Source organism: Actinacidiphila sp. bgisy167 (genome assembly GCF_965342175.1).
Taxonomy (GTDB): Bacteria; Actinomycetota; Actinomycetes; order Streptomycetales; family Streptomycetaceae; genus Actinacidiphila.
Window position 1 is genome coordinate 40,010 of the sequence record NZ_CBDRBL010000037.1, and the last position, 15,125, is coordinate 55,134.

Below are 15,125 nucleotides of genomic sequence, written 5' to 3' on the forward strand. Positions count from 1 at the left end.
GTCCCGGCGCTACTTCCCCGGCGAGGCCGCGCGCCGGGTGCGCAGCAGCAGGTGCAGGAAGTACGGCGTGCCGACGACCGCGGTCATCAGTCCCGCGCCGAGCTGGGCCGGGGCGATGACGGTGCGCCCGAGGAGGTCCGCCGTGCAGACCAGCGCGGCGCCCAGGAGCACCGCGACCGGGACGACCCTGACGTGCCGGCGCCCGACCAGAGCCCGGGCGGCGTGCGGGGCGACCAGCCCCACGAAACCGATGGTGCCCGCGGCGGCCACGGCGGTCGCTGTGAGCAGCACGCTCGTGAGGAGGAATCCGAGCCGGGCCGGCCCTCGGCGCAGCCCGAGCAGTGCCGGGGTGTCGTCGTCGAGCGCCAGCAGGTCGAGTTCGGTGCGGCGGGCGACCGCGACAGCCAGACCCAGCACGAGGGCGGCCGCCACGGGCAGCGCGTCGGGCACGGTCCGCCCGTAGGTGGAACCGGACAGCCAGGTGAGGGCCTTCGTCGCGTTGAACGGGTCGGTGAGCACGATCAGCAGGCTGATCAGGGCCGCCGCGGCCGTGGACACGCCGACGCCGACGAGGACGAGTCGGGTCTGCCGGAAGCCGCCGCGCGCCGCGAGCCCGAACACGAGGCCGGCGGTCACCGCGGCGCCCGCGAACGCGGCGCCCGCCACGCTCCACGCCCCCGCGGCCGGGACGGTCGTGACGAACAGCACCGCGCCGAGCGCCGCGCCGCCCGACACGCCGAGGACACCGGGCTCCGCGAGGGGGTTGCGCGTGACGGCCTGCACCAGCGTGCCGGCCAGGGCGAGGGCCGCCCCCGCGAGGAGCGCGGCGAGCACCCGGGGCACCCGCGTGTCGAGGACGAAGGAGACCGTCCGGCCGGCCGTGCCCCGCGCCCAGTTGAAAACGTCGCCGAGGAGCAGCGCGGTGTCCCCCAGCAGCACTCCGGCGGCGGTCACCCCCACCAGGGCGGCGACCAGGAGGCCCACGGTCGTCAGGAAGGCGGCGCGTCCGGGGATGCGCGTCCGCTCCGGCGCGCTCACCCCCGCCGGGTCCGGGGCGCGCAGCGCCATCACCACCAGGAACACCGCGCCAAGCAGGCCGGTGACGACTCCGGTGGGCACGGCGACGGCGGTCTGCGCCGGGATCACGGCGCGCAGCAGGACGTCCGCGCCGAGCACCAGACCGGCGCCCGCCAGGCCCATGACGGGCAGTGCGGAGCGGCCGCGCGTCAGCGGTCGCAGGCGCCGGGCCAGCGGTCGTACGAGGGCCGGCGCGCACAGGCCGACGAAGCCGACGGGGCCGGCGAGGGTCACGGCCGCCGCGGACAGCAGCGACGCGAGGACCACGACGGTGATCCGGGTGCCGCGGACGGGGACGCCGAGCCCGCGGGCGGCGTCGTCGCCCAGGGCGAGGGCGTCCACGCGGGGCGCCACCAGGAGCAGTCCGGCGACAGCGACAGTGGCGACGGGTGCCATCTGCGCCACGCCGTCGAAGCCGTTCTGGCTGATGCTGCCCTGGCTCCACTGGTAGAGGCCGTCGGTCTGCTGCGGGAAGAGCAGGATCAGCCCCTCGGTGACGGAGGTCAGGCCCAGGGTCAGCGCGCTGCCGGCCAGGACGAGGCGTACGGTGCCGGCGGCCGGTCCGGACAGCGACAGGACGACGGCCGCCGCCGCGAGTGCGCCGGCGAACGCCACACCGGAGGAGGCGAGCAGCGGCAGGGACGTCCCGGTGACCATGAGGACGCCCAGGGCCAGGTACGAACCGGCGTTCACCGCGAGCGTGTCGGGCGCGGCCAGCACATTGCGGGTGACGGCCTGCAGGGACGCCCCGGCGATGCCGAGGGCCGCGCCGACCAGCAGTCCGGCGGTCATGCGGGGCAGGCGGGAGGCGATCACGACGGACGCGTCGCCCGGGGCGGCCCCGCCCGTGAGAGCTTTCCAGACCTCGGCGGGGCCGACGGCCGCGGTGCCCTGGGTGATGTCGGCGACCGCGAGGGCGGCGACCAGGAGCACGAGCGCGGCCGTCACCGCGGCCGCTCCCGTCCGGGAGGCGGCCGTGTGCGGACGGGTGGCGGGGGTCGTAGCGGTGACGGCCACGGTGCGCTACTTCGTCAGGGCGCCGACGAGGGCGTCGACGTACGCCTCCATCGACCGCGGACCGCCGAACATCCAGATCCCGTCGGGCAGTCGGTGCACCTCGCCCTTCTTGACGAAGGGCAGCGACTTCCACACGGAGTTCTTCGCGAGGTCGTCGGTGAAGACGTCGCGGCCCTCGATGTCGTTGCCGATGTAGGCGAACCGCGCGTCGCCGAGCTCGGTGAGCCCCTCGACATCGGTGGTGGCCAGACCGTAGTCCTTGTCCCCCTTGACCGTCCAGGCGTTCTCCAGGCCGAGCGCCGTGTTGACGCCGCCGATGAGGGAGCCGCTGGTGAAGGGGCGGACGGAGACCTGGTGGGAAGCGGCGTAGCCGTCGGCGAAGGCGATCCGCGCACCGGCCAGCCCCGCGTCGGCGAGGGCCTTGCGGCCCTCGGCGACCTTGGTGTCGTAGGCCTTCTTCGCCGCGTCGGCTGCGGCGGCGGTGCCGGTCGCCTCGGCGATGAGGTCGAGGTTCTCCTTCATCTGCCCGACGGGGTCGGAGGCGTCGGCGGAGCGGACCTCCAGGACCGGGGCGATCCTCTTCAACTGCTTGACGGCGGCGGTCGGCAGGTCGGTGGTGGCGACGATCAGGTCCGGGGAGAGCGAGGCGATGGTGTCCATGCTCGGCTCGCCGCGGGTGCCGATGTCCTTCGGCTGGTTCTTCAGGGGGACGGCGGAGTCCCACGCGCTATAGCCCTTGACGTCGGCGACGCCGACCGGGTCGACGCCCAGCGTCACCAGGGACTCGACGACGTTCCACTCGGTGCCGACGACCTTCTCGGCCGGCTTGTCGAGGGTGACCTTCGTTCCGCTCGCGTCGGTGAGGGTGATGCGCCGGGTGTCCTTGGCGGCGCTGTCCGCGGCCGGCTCGGTCGTGCCGCAGCCGGCGAGGACGAGGACGGCGGCAGCGGACGCCGCGGCGGTGATGGCGATGGAGCGGCTCATGGGGTGGTCAGGGGCCTTTCGTTGCGTGCGTGGTGGCGGCCGACGGCGCGGGTGCGCAGCAGGCCGGTCAGGGGGTCGGTGTCGACGTCGACCCGTATCCCGTAGGCGTCGGTGAGGAGTCGCGGTGTCAGCACGTCCTCGGGGCGGCCGTCGGCGACGATCCGGCCGGCCCGCAGCAGGGCGATCCGGTCGGCCACGGCGGCCGCCTGGTCCAGGTCGTGCAGGACGACGCCGACGGCGATGCCGTGCCGGTCGGCCAGGTCCCGGACCAGGTCCAGGAGTTCGACCTGGTAGCGCAGGTCGAGGTAGGTGGTGGGCTCGTCGAGAAGGAGCACGCCGGTCTCCTGGGCGAGGCAGCTCGCCAGCCAGACGCGCTGGAGCTGTCCGCCGGAGAGGTGCTCGGCGCCGCGGTCGGCGAGGTCCGCGACACCGGTCATCGCCAGCGCCCGGTCCACCGCGGCCGGGCCGCCCGGGTCGGGGCGTCCCCAGCGGCCTCGGTGGGGGTAGCGGCCGAAGTCCACGACGTCACGTACCGTCAGCCCGCTCGGCGTGGGGCGACCCTGCGTCAGCATGGCCACGCGGCGGGAGAACTCGCGCGCCGTCAGGGCGAGGCCGTCGGCGGTCGTCCCGTCGTGCGCGTGGAGGGTCAGCGTGGCGCGGCGGGCGCCCTGCAGGCGCGCCACCGTACGCAGGAGCGTCGACTTGCCGCTGCCGTTGGGGCCCACGAGGGCGGTCACCTGGCCGGGCCGCAGGGTGATCGACGCGTCGTGGACCACGTCGGTCCCGTCGTACGCCGCGGTCACGCCGTGTGCCGCCAGCCCGAGTCCGCGCGGGACGCGGACCGTGGCGGTCTCTTCCGAAGAACTCACGGAAGGAAGGTTAGCCTAACCTAACTAACTCCATGAACCACCCCTCCCGCATACGTTAAGTTAGGCTAACCTTCCTACATGGCGAAGACCCCGCGGCTCATGCCGCAGAACCCCAGGATGTTCCGCGCCGAGGTCGTCAGGACCGAGCGCGTCACCCCCTCCCTTCACCGCGTGACGGTCACGGGCCCGGACCTCGCCGATTTCCCGTGGAAGGGCTACGACCACTGGTTCCGCCTCTTCATGCAGCTCCCCCACCAGGACACCCTGAGGCTGCCCGAGTTCTCCGGAGCGCGGTGGTGGCAGCCCTACCTCGCCATCCCCACGGCTGAGCGCCCGCACTACTCGAACTACACCGTCGCCGCGTTCCGGCCCGAAACCCCTGAAATGGACATCGAGTTCGTCGTGCACCGCGCCCCGAACGGCCAACTCGAGGGCCGCGCCGCGCTATGGGCCTGCGACGCCCGGCCCGGGGACGCGCTGGCGCTCCTCGACCAGGGCGTGATGTTCGACTGCCCGCAGGACGCCTCGGATGTCCTCGTCGTGGCCGACGAGAGCGGGATGCCCGCCGCCACCGGCATCCTGCGCTCCCTCCCCCGCGCCACCGTGGGCCGGCTGATCCAGGAGGTGCCCACCCCCGACGACCGGCGCGAGCTCGACGCCCCCGCCGGAATGGCCGTCACCTGGGTCGTGCGCGAGGACCCGCACGCCGTTCCCGGCGCGGCCGCCCTCGCCGAACTGCGGCGGCACACACCGGCGAAGCCCAGCGGATACGCCTTCGTCGTCGGCGAGCAGAGCCTCGCCACCAAGGGCCGCCGGCACCTGCACCGCGCGGGCCTGCCCAAGGACCGCATCACCTTCTCCGGCTTCTGGCGCCACGAAGCACGCCACGAAGCACGCCACGAGGGCGCCTGACCGCCGCCACGGGTCAGGGCGGCTCCCCCGCCGTCCCACGCGCGGATCCGGCGGTTCCCCGCACGAACGGGCGCACAAGGAGAACGGTTGAGCCCTGTACGCGCTCCCGCCCGTACGGGGAGAATGCGTGGCGCCCACCCACACACCCACGCGACCGGAAGGCTCGCCGTCCGGTCACCGGCTCCCGGAAGGCGGGGCGATCGCCGTGCTGCTGCACCTGCCCACGTCCGTGTCCGAAGCTCAGGAGTTCATGGCCCAGGGGGCGGTGCCCGTCGGCGGGGCGACGCTCGTATGGGCCACCTGGCAGCGCGACGGGTTCCCCGAACGGGCCATGTCGCTGCGCGACCTGCCGGAGGCGGGCGTGATCGAACGCGAGGCCCTCGGCGCGGCGGTGGTCCTGAACCGGATAGACGACCGGGTTCCCGAGGCGCTGCGCCGGGCGGCCGCCGGCGTGGGCACCGGCGCCGTGCGGCGGACGGCCACCGTCGGCGGCAACCTCGTCGGCAGCACTCTGCGCTGCCTGCTGCCCGCCGCGCTCGTCCTCGACTCCCGAGCGGTCACGCTGGAGCCGGAGCGGACCCAGGAGACCGACCTGTCCGAGGCCGTGGCCAAACAGCACCTCCTGCTCGGCATCCGCTGGCGGGAGCCACTGGTCAGCGCCTACGACAAGGCGCCCGGCGAGGCGGGCGGACCCCCGCCCCCGGTCGTCGCCTCCGCAGTGCACGTCGACGGCGGCGGACGCGGCCTGCGCGTGGCCACCCGCGAGGGCTACGAAGTGCGCTGCGGCAGCGTCCCGTTCGACGGCGACACGGAAGCGGCCCTGCGGGCGCTGGAGGAGACGGACCTCGCCGCGCTCGGCCCCGCGGCGTGGGAGACGGCGCGCCGGCAGGTCACCGCACTCGCCGGCCGGCTCAGCGGCTCCTGAGCGCGCCGGGCCCGCGCGGTCCCGGGCAGTCCGCGCCGGGCCCGGGTCTCCGCGGCGGGCCCGCGAGGAGCCCGTGCTTGAGGCCGCACGGAATCGTCGGCACGGTGCTTCCGCGGAGCCTCGCAGATTTTGCGATCTCTTCCGCCACATCGGGTATGCCCGGGCGTTCCCGGTTGTTGAGGTGTGCGAGAGCGCGTGCCGCACGCCGGAGTACGGCACACGCCCGCCCCCACCGGATCGGAAGAGGCGAGGGAAGAGATGGCTGACAGACGGGAGGACCCGGGGTACGCGGCCGGGTTCGACGTGGACCGCGGCGGGGCGGACCCGGCGCGGATGTGCCTCATCACACGCGACGGCGTCACCACGGTCGAGTTCGTCCTGGAACCGTCGGTCAGCCTCCGGTGCGCCCGGGCGGAAGGCGTCGCCGCGCTGGCGCTGCACCGCTGGCTCCGCGACGTCGACCCCTGCCGGTACTTCGAGCTGCGGGTGGCGTTCCTGCAGTTCGAGTACAACCCCGGTCGCGAGTCCTTCGCCGCCGACGAGGTCCGGGCGCTGTGCGCCCTCCTGGAGGAACAGCGGGGCACCGAGCGGTGGAACGCCGCGCTGGCGCGGCTGCTCGCCAGGCTGGAGGCATGCGCGGCGGAACTCTGAACCCGACGGGTGAGGCCGGCCGGCGGGATCGGTCACCCGCCGGCCGCCACGACCGGCTCCGGCGCCGCTCCCGCCGGGCGCCTTCGCCGCCGCCCCCGGATCACGGACGCCCGCAGGGGCAGGGCGCCCCGCGACACCGCGGAGCAAGCGCGAGCGTGCCCCTCTCAAGACGTTCGAGGGCCTGTCCATGGGTGACGGCCGACACGCGTCTGCCTCCCGCTGCTGACGCCGCTTCCCGGCCCGCGTGGTCAGGGCCGGGTCAGGGCGAGGGTCCAGGTGTGAACGGTGTGCGTCGTCGGGTGGCCCGGCCGGGGCTCGGCGATGACCGCGGTGAGGCGGTCGCCGTCGCGCCGCAGCGAGCTGATGCACCCGGACGCCCTGTCGGGGGCGAGCGGCAGCAGCTCGGCGAGGACGGTGCCCGCCAGGCCGCGGTCGACGGCGCGGAGCACTCCCGCGTCGAGCACCAGGATCGTGCCGTCCTCCAGCACCACCGGTCGCGGCACCACCGAGGCGGTGAGCCGCGGACCCCGCTCGATCCCGCCTCCGGGCAGCAGACGGACGACGCGGCTCCCGGTGGGATGCCTCCGGTCGGCCTCGACGACACGGACGCCGGTTCCGACGACGTAGTGGCCGTAGCTGCGCCAGGAGTCCACGGTGGCGCCGTCGCGGTCGTGCTCCCAGGTGTCGAAGAAGTCGTAGCCCTCCAGCCCGAGCAGGAAGCGTCCGCCCCGCAGCGCGGCGCCGCGCGCACCGCGCAGTTCGGCGATCAGGGTGCCGTCCGCGAGGTCGAGCAGGAGGGCCGGGCCGAGGAACCCCCAGGGCGTGTACTCGAGGGAGTCGGTGGTGACCAGCACCCTGCCCCCGGAGACGTGCGCGGCGTTGGGGCGTCCGTCGAAGGCATAGGTCCAGCGCGTCCGTCCGGAGGCGTCGACACAGCTGATCCTCCCGGTCGCCCCCTGGATGCGCAGGTCGTCCCGGCGCGCCAGCGGCCGCCCGTCGGGCGGCGACGGGTACGGCGGCCGCCCGACCTCGCTGCGACGGTCCATCACGGCGACGCGCCACGGACCCGGGTCCGCCCCCTCGGCGCGCCCGTTCCCCTCGGGTGTCGGCATGGGAGTGATGCTAGCCGCTGCGCGGGCTGCGGCGGCCGGTGCGGTCGGCCGCCGAAGTGGCCCGCTCGACGGGACGTTCGATCGAGGGACGCAGCGGCCTGGGGTGGCCCCGGCCCGGACGCCGCGTTCGACACCGGCGGCCGCCGTCCATGACGAGGTCGGCGCCCGTCGTGGCCTCGAAAGGCAGAACCTCAGCAGGAAGCCGCACGCACAGGAGATCCTCCTCGGCCTCCTGGGCCGCCCTCGGCGTCTCTCGCGGTCGCGTCGGTCACCCGCGGCCAGGTGTGTCCGGCCGGCGACACAAGGTGTTCGTCCGTGCCGGCCCTTCGGGCGCCGGGCGGCCTCGGTGCGGCGCACCCTCCCGAGAGGCCGCGCTCCGCCTCCTTGACCAGGTTTTGCCGGCAAAAGCACTGGTGCGGGGCCGCCTGGAAGAAGCAGGATGATCCTCATGGCCGAATCCACTGCATTCCACGACCTGGCGACGTTCCTCGCGCTGCCCCGCGTCTCCTCGCTGGCGCTGTCACCCGACGGGACGCGTCTGGTCACCGCCGTTCAGGAGCTGTCCGCCGACGGTACGCGGTTCGTCGGCGCCCTGTGGGAGGTGGATCCGGCCGGACAGCGCCCGGCGCGGCGGCTCACCCGCTCCGGGCGCGGCGAGTCCGCGCCCCGGTTCCTGCCCGACGGCACGCTGCTCTTCCTGTCCTCGCGTCCGGTCGCCGACCCCGGTGAGGGCGAGGAGGACAAGCAGGAGGCGGCGCTGTGGAGCCTGCCGGCGGGCGGCGGCGAGGCGTCTCAGCTCCTGGCCAGGGCCGGCGGGATCGGCGAGTACACCACGGCCACCGGCTCCGCGCGTATCGCCTTCGGGGCCTCCCTCCTGCCGGGCGCGACGGACGCGGAGCACGACGAGCGGCTGCGCGAGGCCCGCCGCAAGGCCAAGGTGTCGGCGATCCTGCACGAGTCGGTGCCGGTGAGGTACTGGGACCAGGATCTGGGTCCCGCCGTCCCGCACATGTTCACCGTCGCGGACGCCGCCGAGGGCGGGGCCGCCGCCGTGGACTGCGGCGCGCGGCGCGCCGCCATCGCCCAGGGCGTCGCGCTCTCCCCCGACGGGTCCCTGGTGGCGTACGCGACGGCGGTGGGCTCGCTCCCCGACGAGATCCGCTCCGTGGTCGTCGTCGCGAACGCCGAGACGGGCAAGCCGCTGCGGATGCTGGAGTCCCCCGAAGCGGAGTTCGACGCCCCGGCGTTCACCCCCGACGGCCGGGACCTGGTGTGCTCCCGCAGCCGGCGGGTGACCTGGGACGCCCCAGGCGACGTCACGCTGTGGCTGGCGAGCGCCACGGACGAGCAGGACGCCGGACGCGACCTGCTGCCCGACTTCGACCAGTGGCCGGGCGCGCCGGTCGTCTCCCCGGTGCCCGATGACGACGGCGCCCCGGTGGTGTACTTCACCGCCGACGAGAACGGCCACGGCCCGGTGTTCCGGCTCTCCGCCGGCAGCGGCGAGCTGGTCGCGCTCACCGCCTCGGGAACGTACTCGGACGTCGTGGTGAGCCCGGACGGCGGCACCGTGTACGCGCTGCGCTCCGCCGTCGACAGTCCGCCGACTCCGGTGCGCCTCGACGCCGCGGCGGCCGGGCAGCAGCCCGTCGCCCTGCCCTGCCCCGGGCAGGACACGGTCCTGCCGGGCGGCCTCACCGAGGTGCACACCACCGCCGAGGACGGGACGGCGCTGCGGGCCTGGCTCGTGCTGCCGGACGGCGCGGGCCCCGAGAACCCGGCGCCGCTGCTGCTGTGGGTGCACGGAGGCCCGCAGAACAGCTGGAACGCCTGGTCCTGGCGCTGGAGCCCGTGGGTGGCGGCGGCCGCCGGCTACGCGGTCCTGATGCCGGACCCGGCCCTGTCCACCGGATACGGCCAGCACATGCACGAGCGCGGCTGGACGCACTGGGGCGGCACTCCGTACGACGACGTGATGGCGCTGACCGACGCAGCACTGCTGCGGGACGACCTGGACGGTGAGCGCACCGCGATGATGGGCGGTTCGTACGGCGGCTACATGGCCAACTGGATCGCCACCCGCACCGACCGCTTCAAGGCGATCGTCACCCACGCGAGCCTGTGGAACATGTACAGCTTCGCGCAGGTCACCGACTTCCCGGCGTACTGGATGCGGCGCCAGGGCGACCCGCTGGTCACCACCGAGCGGTACGAGCGCGAGTCCCCTCACCTGCGGGCCGCACGGATCACCACGCCGATGCTGGTCATCCACGGCGACAAGGACTACCGCGTGCCGATCGGCGAGGGCCTGGCGCTCTGGAACGACCTGGCGCGGTTCGAGGTCCCGGCGAAGTTCCTGTACTTCCCCGACGAGGGGCACTGGATCCTCAAGCCCAACAACGTCCGGCTGTGGTATACGACGGTGCTGAACTTCCTGGCGCACCACGTCCTGGGTGAGGAGTGGCAGCGCCCCGACCTGGTCTGACACCCCCCGCTCCCCCGCACGCCGCCGGGGCCCGGTCCGTACCGGGCGCCGGCGGCGTGCGCCGTCACCAGGGCCCGTGGGGAGTCGTGGTCATCAGCGGGTCGTGGTGGGCGGCGGAGGTGAGACGAGGTCCGCCGGCCGCTTCAGCTTTCGCCATCGGCAGGGGGAGCAGCGTCGGACCACGACCCGGAGCGGAAGCACTCGAGGCGGCGCAGGGCATCGGGGCGGACGCGGGCGACGCGCTCGCGCACATCGGTGACAAGCCATTCCACGAGCTCCGCGGTGGCGTGGTACTCGTCGTAGAAGCCAAAGCTCAGGTCGGCGAACTGGGACTCGACCAGCACGTCGTCGAGGAGCGCGGTCAGTTGGGCGTCCGCGGTCGTGGTGCGGACGCCGGTCCATCGTCCAGCCAGGGGGACAGCCCGCCGGTGACCACGGTGACGACGCCGAGCGTTGCCCGGATCGGCACGGGACCGGGGCAGGCGTGCAAGGAAGTCTCCCACCGGACGTCCCAGACGTCGCCCAGGACTTCGGTCAGACGCGCGTCCCAGATGGTCCACTCCGCATGGAGCAGCCGGGACGCGACGATCTCCGCATCGATGTGGTGTCGGCCGGTGACGAGAGGGCGGACGATCCGGGGAACAAGACGGCGGTACAGACGCGGGAAGTCGGCCCAGTGGTCGGGCGTCTTCACCGCGACCGAAACCACCAGCTCGTCAGGTATGTCGTGCAGTGGCCCGGAGAGCAGCGCGAGATCGTGCTCGCTGTAGCAGCGCAGGCACCCGGTGACGGGGAAGGGCGCTTCGCCGGCGAAGGCGAGGTCCAGGGCGTCGAGCGCGCTCAGAAGTGACAGTTGACGGGACATCAGGACCTGTCGGGGACTCCGTCCGGGTGACCGGCGAAGACCTCAGGCTACCAGTCGGCGCCCGTCGCGGGCGGGGCACGGGTGTCTGCGCCTCGGGGCTGCCGGCGGCAGCCGTCACCACGTGGACGCGCACTGGAGGAGTGGTTCGCCGGGCGTCCCGCGCCGCACCCGCGACCCCGGCCCTGGGTCCACCGAACCGCCCACGTCGGCGCGCGCCACGGCCCGTCGGCGGCCCGGTGGCGAGCTCACAACCGCCCATATACCACCGCCGGCCCGGGAATCGCATCAACACCCTTGACATCAAACGCCCCTTGACCCCCTACTAGCCCTTGCACAGCGAACTTGACAACGTTGTCCAGGCGCAGAGAGGGTGCATATGCAGCAGAGAGCTGCCCGGTACAGATGGAGTTCCTCGGCGGTCGTGTTGGCGACCGCACTGGCTCTGGCCGCGGCCACGCAGCAGGCGGCGGTCGCCGTTCCCGAACCCCCGTCGCACGTCGGCAGTTTCACCTCGTCGTTCGAGTCGGGTGACCCCGCGCCCGACTGGCGCGACACGGTGGACACCGCGCCGGACGGGTCCAAGCGGGCCTCAGGCGTGGACGGCGGCTACAGCACCGGCATACCCGGCAACCTCAACGACCACGTCAAGGCCGTCCGCGCCAACGACGAGTACACGGACGCGGGCGAGGTGAAGGAGAACCTCGTCGACGCGGAGTCCGGCACCAAGTGGCTGGTCTTCGCGACCACCGGCTGGGTGGAGTTCGACCTCGACGCCCCCGCGAAGGTCGTCAGCTACGCGCTGACGTCGGCCAACGACGCCCCCGAACGCGACCCCCGTGACTGGACCCTGCAGGGCTCCACCGACGGCAAGGACTGGAAGACCCTGGACACCCGCTCCGGTGAGTCCTTCTCCGAGCGGTTCAAGACCAACTCGTACGACCTCGCGGCGCCCGCCGAGTACCAGCACTTCCGGATCGACATCACCAAGAACAACGGCTCGACGAACATCATCCAGCTCGCCGACCTGCAGTTCTCGACGGGCAAGGACAATGTGCCCGTGCCGCCGGACATGCTCTCGCTCGTCGACCGCGGCCCGATCGGCTCGCCGACGGCGAAGTCGGGCGCCGGCTTCACCGGCAAGCGGGCGCTGCGCTACGCGGGCCGGCACACCGCCGAGGGCCGTGCGTACTCGTACAACAAGGTCTTCGACGTCGACGTGCCCGTCCGCCGGGACACCGCGCTGTCGTACCGGATCTACCCGGCGATGGCGGACGGCGAGCTCGACTACGACGCCACCAACGTCGCGGTGGACCTGGTCTTCACCGACGGCACCTCGCTCAGCCGCCTGGGCGCCACCGACCAGCACGGCTTCCCCCTCACCCCGCAGGGGCAGGGCGCGTCCAAGGTGCTCTACGTCAACCAGTGGAACGACGTCGTCTCCCGGATCGGGTCGGTCGCGGCCGGCAAGACCGTCGACCGCATCGTGCTCGCGTACGACTCCCCCAAGGGCCCGTCGCAGTTCCGCGGCTGGCTGGACGACGTGGCGCTGAAGCCGCTCCCGCAGCCGAAGCGGAAGGCGCACCTGTCGGACTACGCGCTGACCACCCGCGGCACCAACTCCAGCGGCGACTTCTCGCGCGGCAACACCTTCCCGGCCACGGCCGTGCCGCACGGTTTCAACTTCTGGACCCCGGTCACCAACGCGGGCACCCTCAACTGGCTGTACGACTACGCCAAGGCGAACAACGCCGACAACCTGCCCACGATCCAGGCGTTCAGCGCCAGCCACGAGCCCAGCCCCTGGATGGGCGACCGGCAGACCTTCCAGGTGATGCCGTCCGCCGCCTCGGGGACGCCGGACACGGACCGCCGCGCGCGGGCGCTGCCCTTCCGGCACGAGAACGAGACCGCCCGCCCCTACTACTACGGGGTGCGGTTCGAGAACGGCCTGAAGACGGAGATGGCGCCGACCGACCACGCGGCCGCGATGCGCTTCACCTACCCCGGTGACGACGCGAGCGTGCTCTTCGACAACGTCACCGAGCAGGCCGGCCTGACGCTCGACAAGGAGACCGGCACCTTCACCGGCTACTCCGACGTGAAGTCGGGGCTGTCCACAGGCGCCACCCGGCTGTTCGTGTACGGGGAGTTCGACGCGCCGGTCACGGAGGGCACGTCGAGCGGTGTGAAGGGCTACCTGCGCTTCGACGCGGGCGAGGACCGCACCGTGACGCTGCGCCTGGCCACCTCGCTGATCAGCGTCGACCAGGCGAAGGACAACCTGCGCCAGGAGATCCCTCAGGGCACCTCCTTCGAGGCGGTCACGTCCCGCGCGCAGAAGCAGTGGGACGATCTCCTGGGCCGCGTCGAGGTCGAGGGCGCCACTCCGGACCAGCTGACGACGCTCTACTCCAGCCTCTACCGGCTGTACCTGTACCCGAACTCGGGCTTCGAGAAAGTGGGCGGGAAGTACCAGTACGCGTCCCCGTTCACCGCGATGACCGGTCCCGACACCCCGACGCACACCGGTGCGAAGATCGTGGACGGCAAGGTCTACGTCAACAACGGCTTCTGGGACACCTACCGGACGACCTGGCCCGCGTACTCCTTCCTGACGCCCGGCCAGGCGGGCGAGATGGTCGACGGCTTCGTGCAGCAGTACAAGGACGGCGGCTGGACGTCGCGCTGGTCGTCCCCCGGCTACGCGGACCTGATGACGGGCACGTCCTCGGACGTGGCCTTCGCCGACGCCTACGTCAAGGGCGTGGACTTCGACGCCGAGGCGGCGTACGACGCGGCCGTGAAGAACGCGACGGTCGTCCCGCCGCAGTCGGGCGTCGGCCGTAAGGGCATGGACACCTCCCCCTTCCTCGGGTACACCAGCACCGACACCCATGAGGGCCTGTCGTGGGCGCTGGAGGGCTACCTCAACGACTACGGCATCGCCGAGATGGGCAAGGCCCTCTACGAGAAGACGGGCGAGAAGCGCTACAAGGAGGAGTCGGCGTACTTCCTCAACCGCGCCCAGGAGTACGTGAACCTCTTCGACCCGCAGGCCGGTTTCTTCCAGGGGCGCGACGCCGGGGGGAACTGGCGGGTGGACTCCGCGACGTACGACCCGCGGGTGTGGGGCTACGACTACACCGAGACCAACGGCTGGGGCTACGCCTTCACCGCCCCGCAGGACAGCCGCGGTCTGGCCAACCTGTACGGCGGCCGTGACGGCCTGGCGAAGAAGCTCGACACCTACTTCTCCACCCCGGAGACCGCCTCGCCCGAGTTCGTCGGCTCCTACCGCGGCGTCATCCACGAGATGACGGAGGCGCGGGACGTGCGGATGGGCATGTACGGGCACTCCAACCAGGTGGCCCACCACGTGACGTACATGTATGACGCGGCGGGCCGCCCCTGGGAGACGCAGAAGAACGTCCGCGAGGTGCTGTCGCGCCTCTACACCGGCAGCGACATCGGGCAGGGCTACCACGGCGACGAGGACAACGGCGAGCAGTCGGCCTGGTTCCTCTTCTCCTCGCTCGGCTTCTACCCGCTGGTGATGGGCAGCGGCGAGTACGCCGTCGGCTCCCCGCTGTTCACCAAGGCGACGGTCCACCTGGAGAACGGCGAGGACCTGGTCGTCAAGGCGCCGAAGAACAGCACGCGCAACGTGTACGTGCAGGGGCTCAAGGTCGACGGCCGCCCCTGGAAGTCGACTTCCCTGCCCCACTCGCTGCTCGCCAAGGGCGGCGTCCTGGAGTTCGACATGGGCCCCAAGCCCTCCTCCTGGGGCACCGGCAAGAAGGACGCGCCGGTCTCGATCACCCAGGACGACAAGGTGCCCGCGCCCCGCGCGGACGCCGTCACGGGCGACGGCGCGCTGTTCGACAACACCTCGGCGACGGCCGCCGCGGTGACCGCCGTCGACCTCCCGGTCGCCGGGCGCACCAAGGCCGTCCAGTACACGCTGACCTCGTCGGCGGACCGCGCCAAGGCGCCCACCGGCTGGACGCTGCAGGGCTCCTCGGACGGCGAGCACTGGAAGACGCTCGACAGGCGCTCCGGTGAGTCCTTCACCTGGGACCGCCAGACCCGGGCCTTCTCGGTCGCCTCGCCGGGCGGTTACACGCACTACCGCCTGGTCCTGGACGCCGAGTCGACCCTGGCGGAGGTGGAACTGCTCGCCTGATCGGCTCGGAGCGACGGGGGGGGGGGGGGGGGGGGGGGGGGGGGG

11 protein-coding genes are annotated in these 15,125 nt (G+C 73.0%); 5 read left to right on the forward strand and 6 right to left on the reverse strand.

All coding sequences use genetic code 11. From position 1 onward, the window contains the following. Window positions 1-9 precede the first annotated feature (9 nt). From ACRWND_RS16360 to ACRWND_RS16370, 3 genes are read right to left on the reverse strand one after another with little or no spacing between them, the layout of a single operon-like run. Window positions 10-2,094 carry an iron ABC transporter permease gene (locus ACRWND_RS16360; RefSeq protein ID WP_431949889.1) on the reverse strand — a complete coding sequence of 695 codons (2,085 nt, stop codon included), beginning with the start codon at window positions 2,092-2,094 and terminating at the stop codon, window positions 10-12. A gap of 6 nt (window positions 2,095-2,100) precedes the next feature. Beyond that, a complete protein-coding gene (locus ACRWND_RS16365) occupies window positions 2,101-3,078 on the reverse strand; it encodes an ABC transporter substrate-binding protein (protein WP_431949891.1) in 978 nt (325 codons plus the stop codon). Beyond that, window positions 3,075-3,947, reverse strand: coding sequence for an ABC transporter ATP-binding protein (locus ACRWND_RS16370; protein WP_431949893.1), 873 nt, complete (start codon window positions 3,945-3,947; stop codon window positions 3,075-3,077). The genes ACRWND_RS16365 and ACRWND_RS16370 overlap by 4 nt, the downstream gene beginning before the upstream one ends. Before the next feature lie 78 nt (window positions 3,948-4,025). On the opposite strand from ACRWND_RS16370, the gene ACRWND_RS16375 reads away from it, so the two are divergent. The 3 genes from ACRWND_RS16375 (at window position 4,026) to ACRWND_RS16385 (ending at window position 6,435) form a co-directional block, all read left to right on the forward strand. Then, a complete protein-coding gene (locus ACRWND_RS16375; RefSeq protein WP_431949895.1) occupies window positions 4,026-4,859 on the forward strand; it encodes a siderophore-interacting protein in 834 nt (277 codons plus the stop codon). Between the two features lie 205 nt (window positions 4,860-5,064). Next, window positions 5,065-5,784: an FAD binding domain-containing protein gene (locus tag ACRWND_RS16380; RefSeq protein WP_431949913.1), complete on the forward strand. Its 720-nt coding sequence runs from the start codon at window positions 5,065-5,067 to the stop codon at window positions 5,782-5,784. 258 nt (window positions 5,785-6,042) lie between these two features. Further along, on the forward strand, window positions 6,043-6,435 hold the full coding sequence (locus ACRWND_RS16385; protein WP_431949897.1) for a hypothetical protein: 393 nt from the start codon (window positions 6,043-6,045) through the stop codon (window positions 6,433-6,435). A 248-nt stretch (window positions 6,436-6,683) separates the two neighbouring features. Here ACRWND_RS16385 and ACRWND_RS16390 read toward each other — a convergent pair whose 3' ends face one another. Further along, window positions 6,684-7,547 (reverse strand): hypothetical protein, encoded by an 864-nt coding sequence (locus tag ACRWND_RS16390; protein WP_431949899.1) that lies wholly within the window; start codon window positions 7,545-7,547, stop codon window positions 6,684-6,686. 448 nt (window positions 7,548-7,995) lie between these two features. On the opposite strand from ACRWND_RS16390, the gene ACRWND_RS16395 reads away from it, so the two are divergent. After that, the gene (locus tag ACRWND_RS16395; protein WP_431949901.1) at window positions 7,996-10,032 is read left to right on the forward strand and encodes an alpha/beta fold hydrolase; all 2,037 of its coding nucleotides are present in this window, start codon (window positions 7,996-7,998) and stop codon (window positions 10,030-10,032) included. A gap of 143 nt (window positions 10,033-10,175) precedes the next feature. Here the strand turns inward: ACRWND_RS16395 and ACRWND_RS16400 are convergent, their stop codons facing one another. After that, the gene (locus tag ACRWND_RS16400) at window positions 10,176-10,376 is read right to left on the reverse strand and encodes a hypothetical protein (RefSeq protein WP_431949903.1); all 201 of its coding nucleotides are present in this window, start codon (window positions 10,374-10,376) and stop codon (window positions 10,176-10,178) included. 17 nt (window positions 10,377-10,393) lie between these two features. Beyond that, window positions 10,394-10,897 carry a hypothetical protein gene (locus ACRWND_RS16405; RefSeq protein WP_431949905.1) on the reverse strand — a complete coding sequence of 168 codons (504 nt, stop codon included), beginning with the start codon at window positions 10,895-10,897 and terminating at the stop codon, window positions 10,394-10,396. A 376-nt stretch (window positions 10,898-11,273) separates the two neighbouring features. Here ACRWND_RS16405 and ACRWND_RS16410 point away from each other — a divergent pair, with 376 nt between their 5' ends. Beyond that, window positions 11,274-15,080 (forward strand): GH92 family glycosyl hydrolase, encoded by a 3,807-nt coding sequence (locus tag ACRWND_RS16410; protein WP_431949907.1) that lies wholly within the window; start codon window positions 11,274-11,276, stop codon window positions 15,078-15,080. Window positions 15,081-15,125: the final 45 nt, after the last annotated feature.

Excerpts from the sequence above, each read along its gene's own strand:
- ACRWND_RS16365 (WP_431949891.1), bottom strand. The coding sequence starts at position 3,078 with ATGAGCCGCTCCATCGCCATCACCGCCGCGGCGTCCGCTGCCGCCGTC.
- ACRWND_RS16375 (WP_431949895.1), top strand. The coding sequence starts at position 4,026 with ATGGCGAAGACCCCGCGGCTCATGCCGCAGAACCCCAGGATGTTCCGC.
- ACRWND_RS16385 (WP_431949897.1), top strand. The coding sequence starts at position 6,043 with ATGGCTGACAGACGGGAGGACCCGGGGTACGCGGCCGGGTTCGACGTG.
- ACRWND_RS16390 (WP_431949899.1), bottom strand. The coding sequence starts at position 7,547 with ATGCCGACACCCGAGGGGAACGGGCGCGCCGAGGGGGCGGACCCGGGT.
- ACRWND_RS16395 (WP_431949901.1), top strand. The coding sequence starts at position 7,996 with ATGGCCGAATCCACTGCATTCCACGACCTGGCGACGTTCCTCGCGCTG.
- ACRWND_RS16405 (WP_431949905.1), bottom strand. The coding sequence starts at position 10,897 with ATGTCCCGTCAACTGTCACTTCTGAGCGCGCTCGACGCCCTGGACCTC.
- ACRWND_RS16410 (WP_431949907.1), top strand. The coding sequence starts at position 11,274 with ATGCAGCAGAGAGCTGCCCGGTACAGATGGAGTTCCTCGGCGGTCGTG.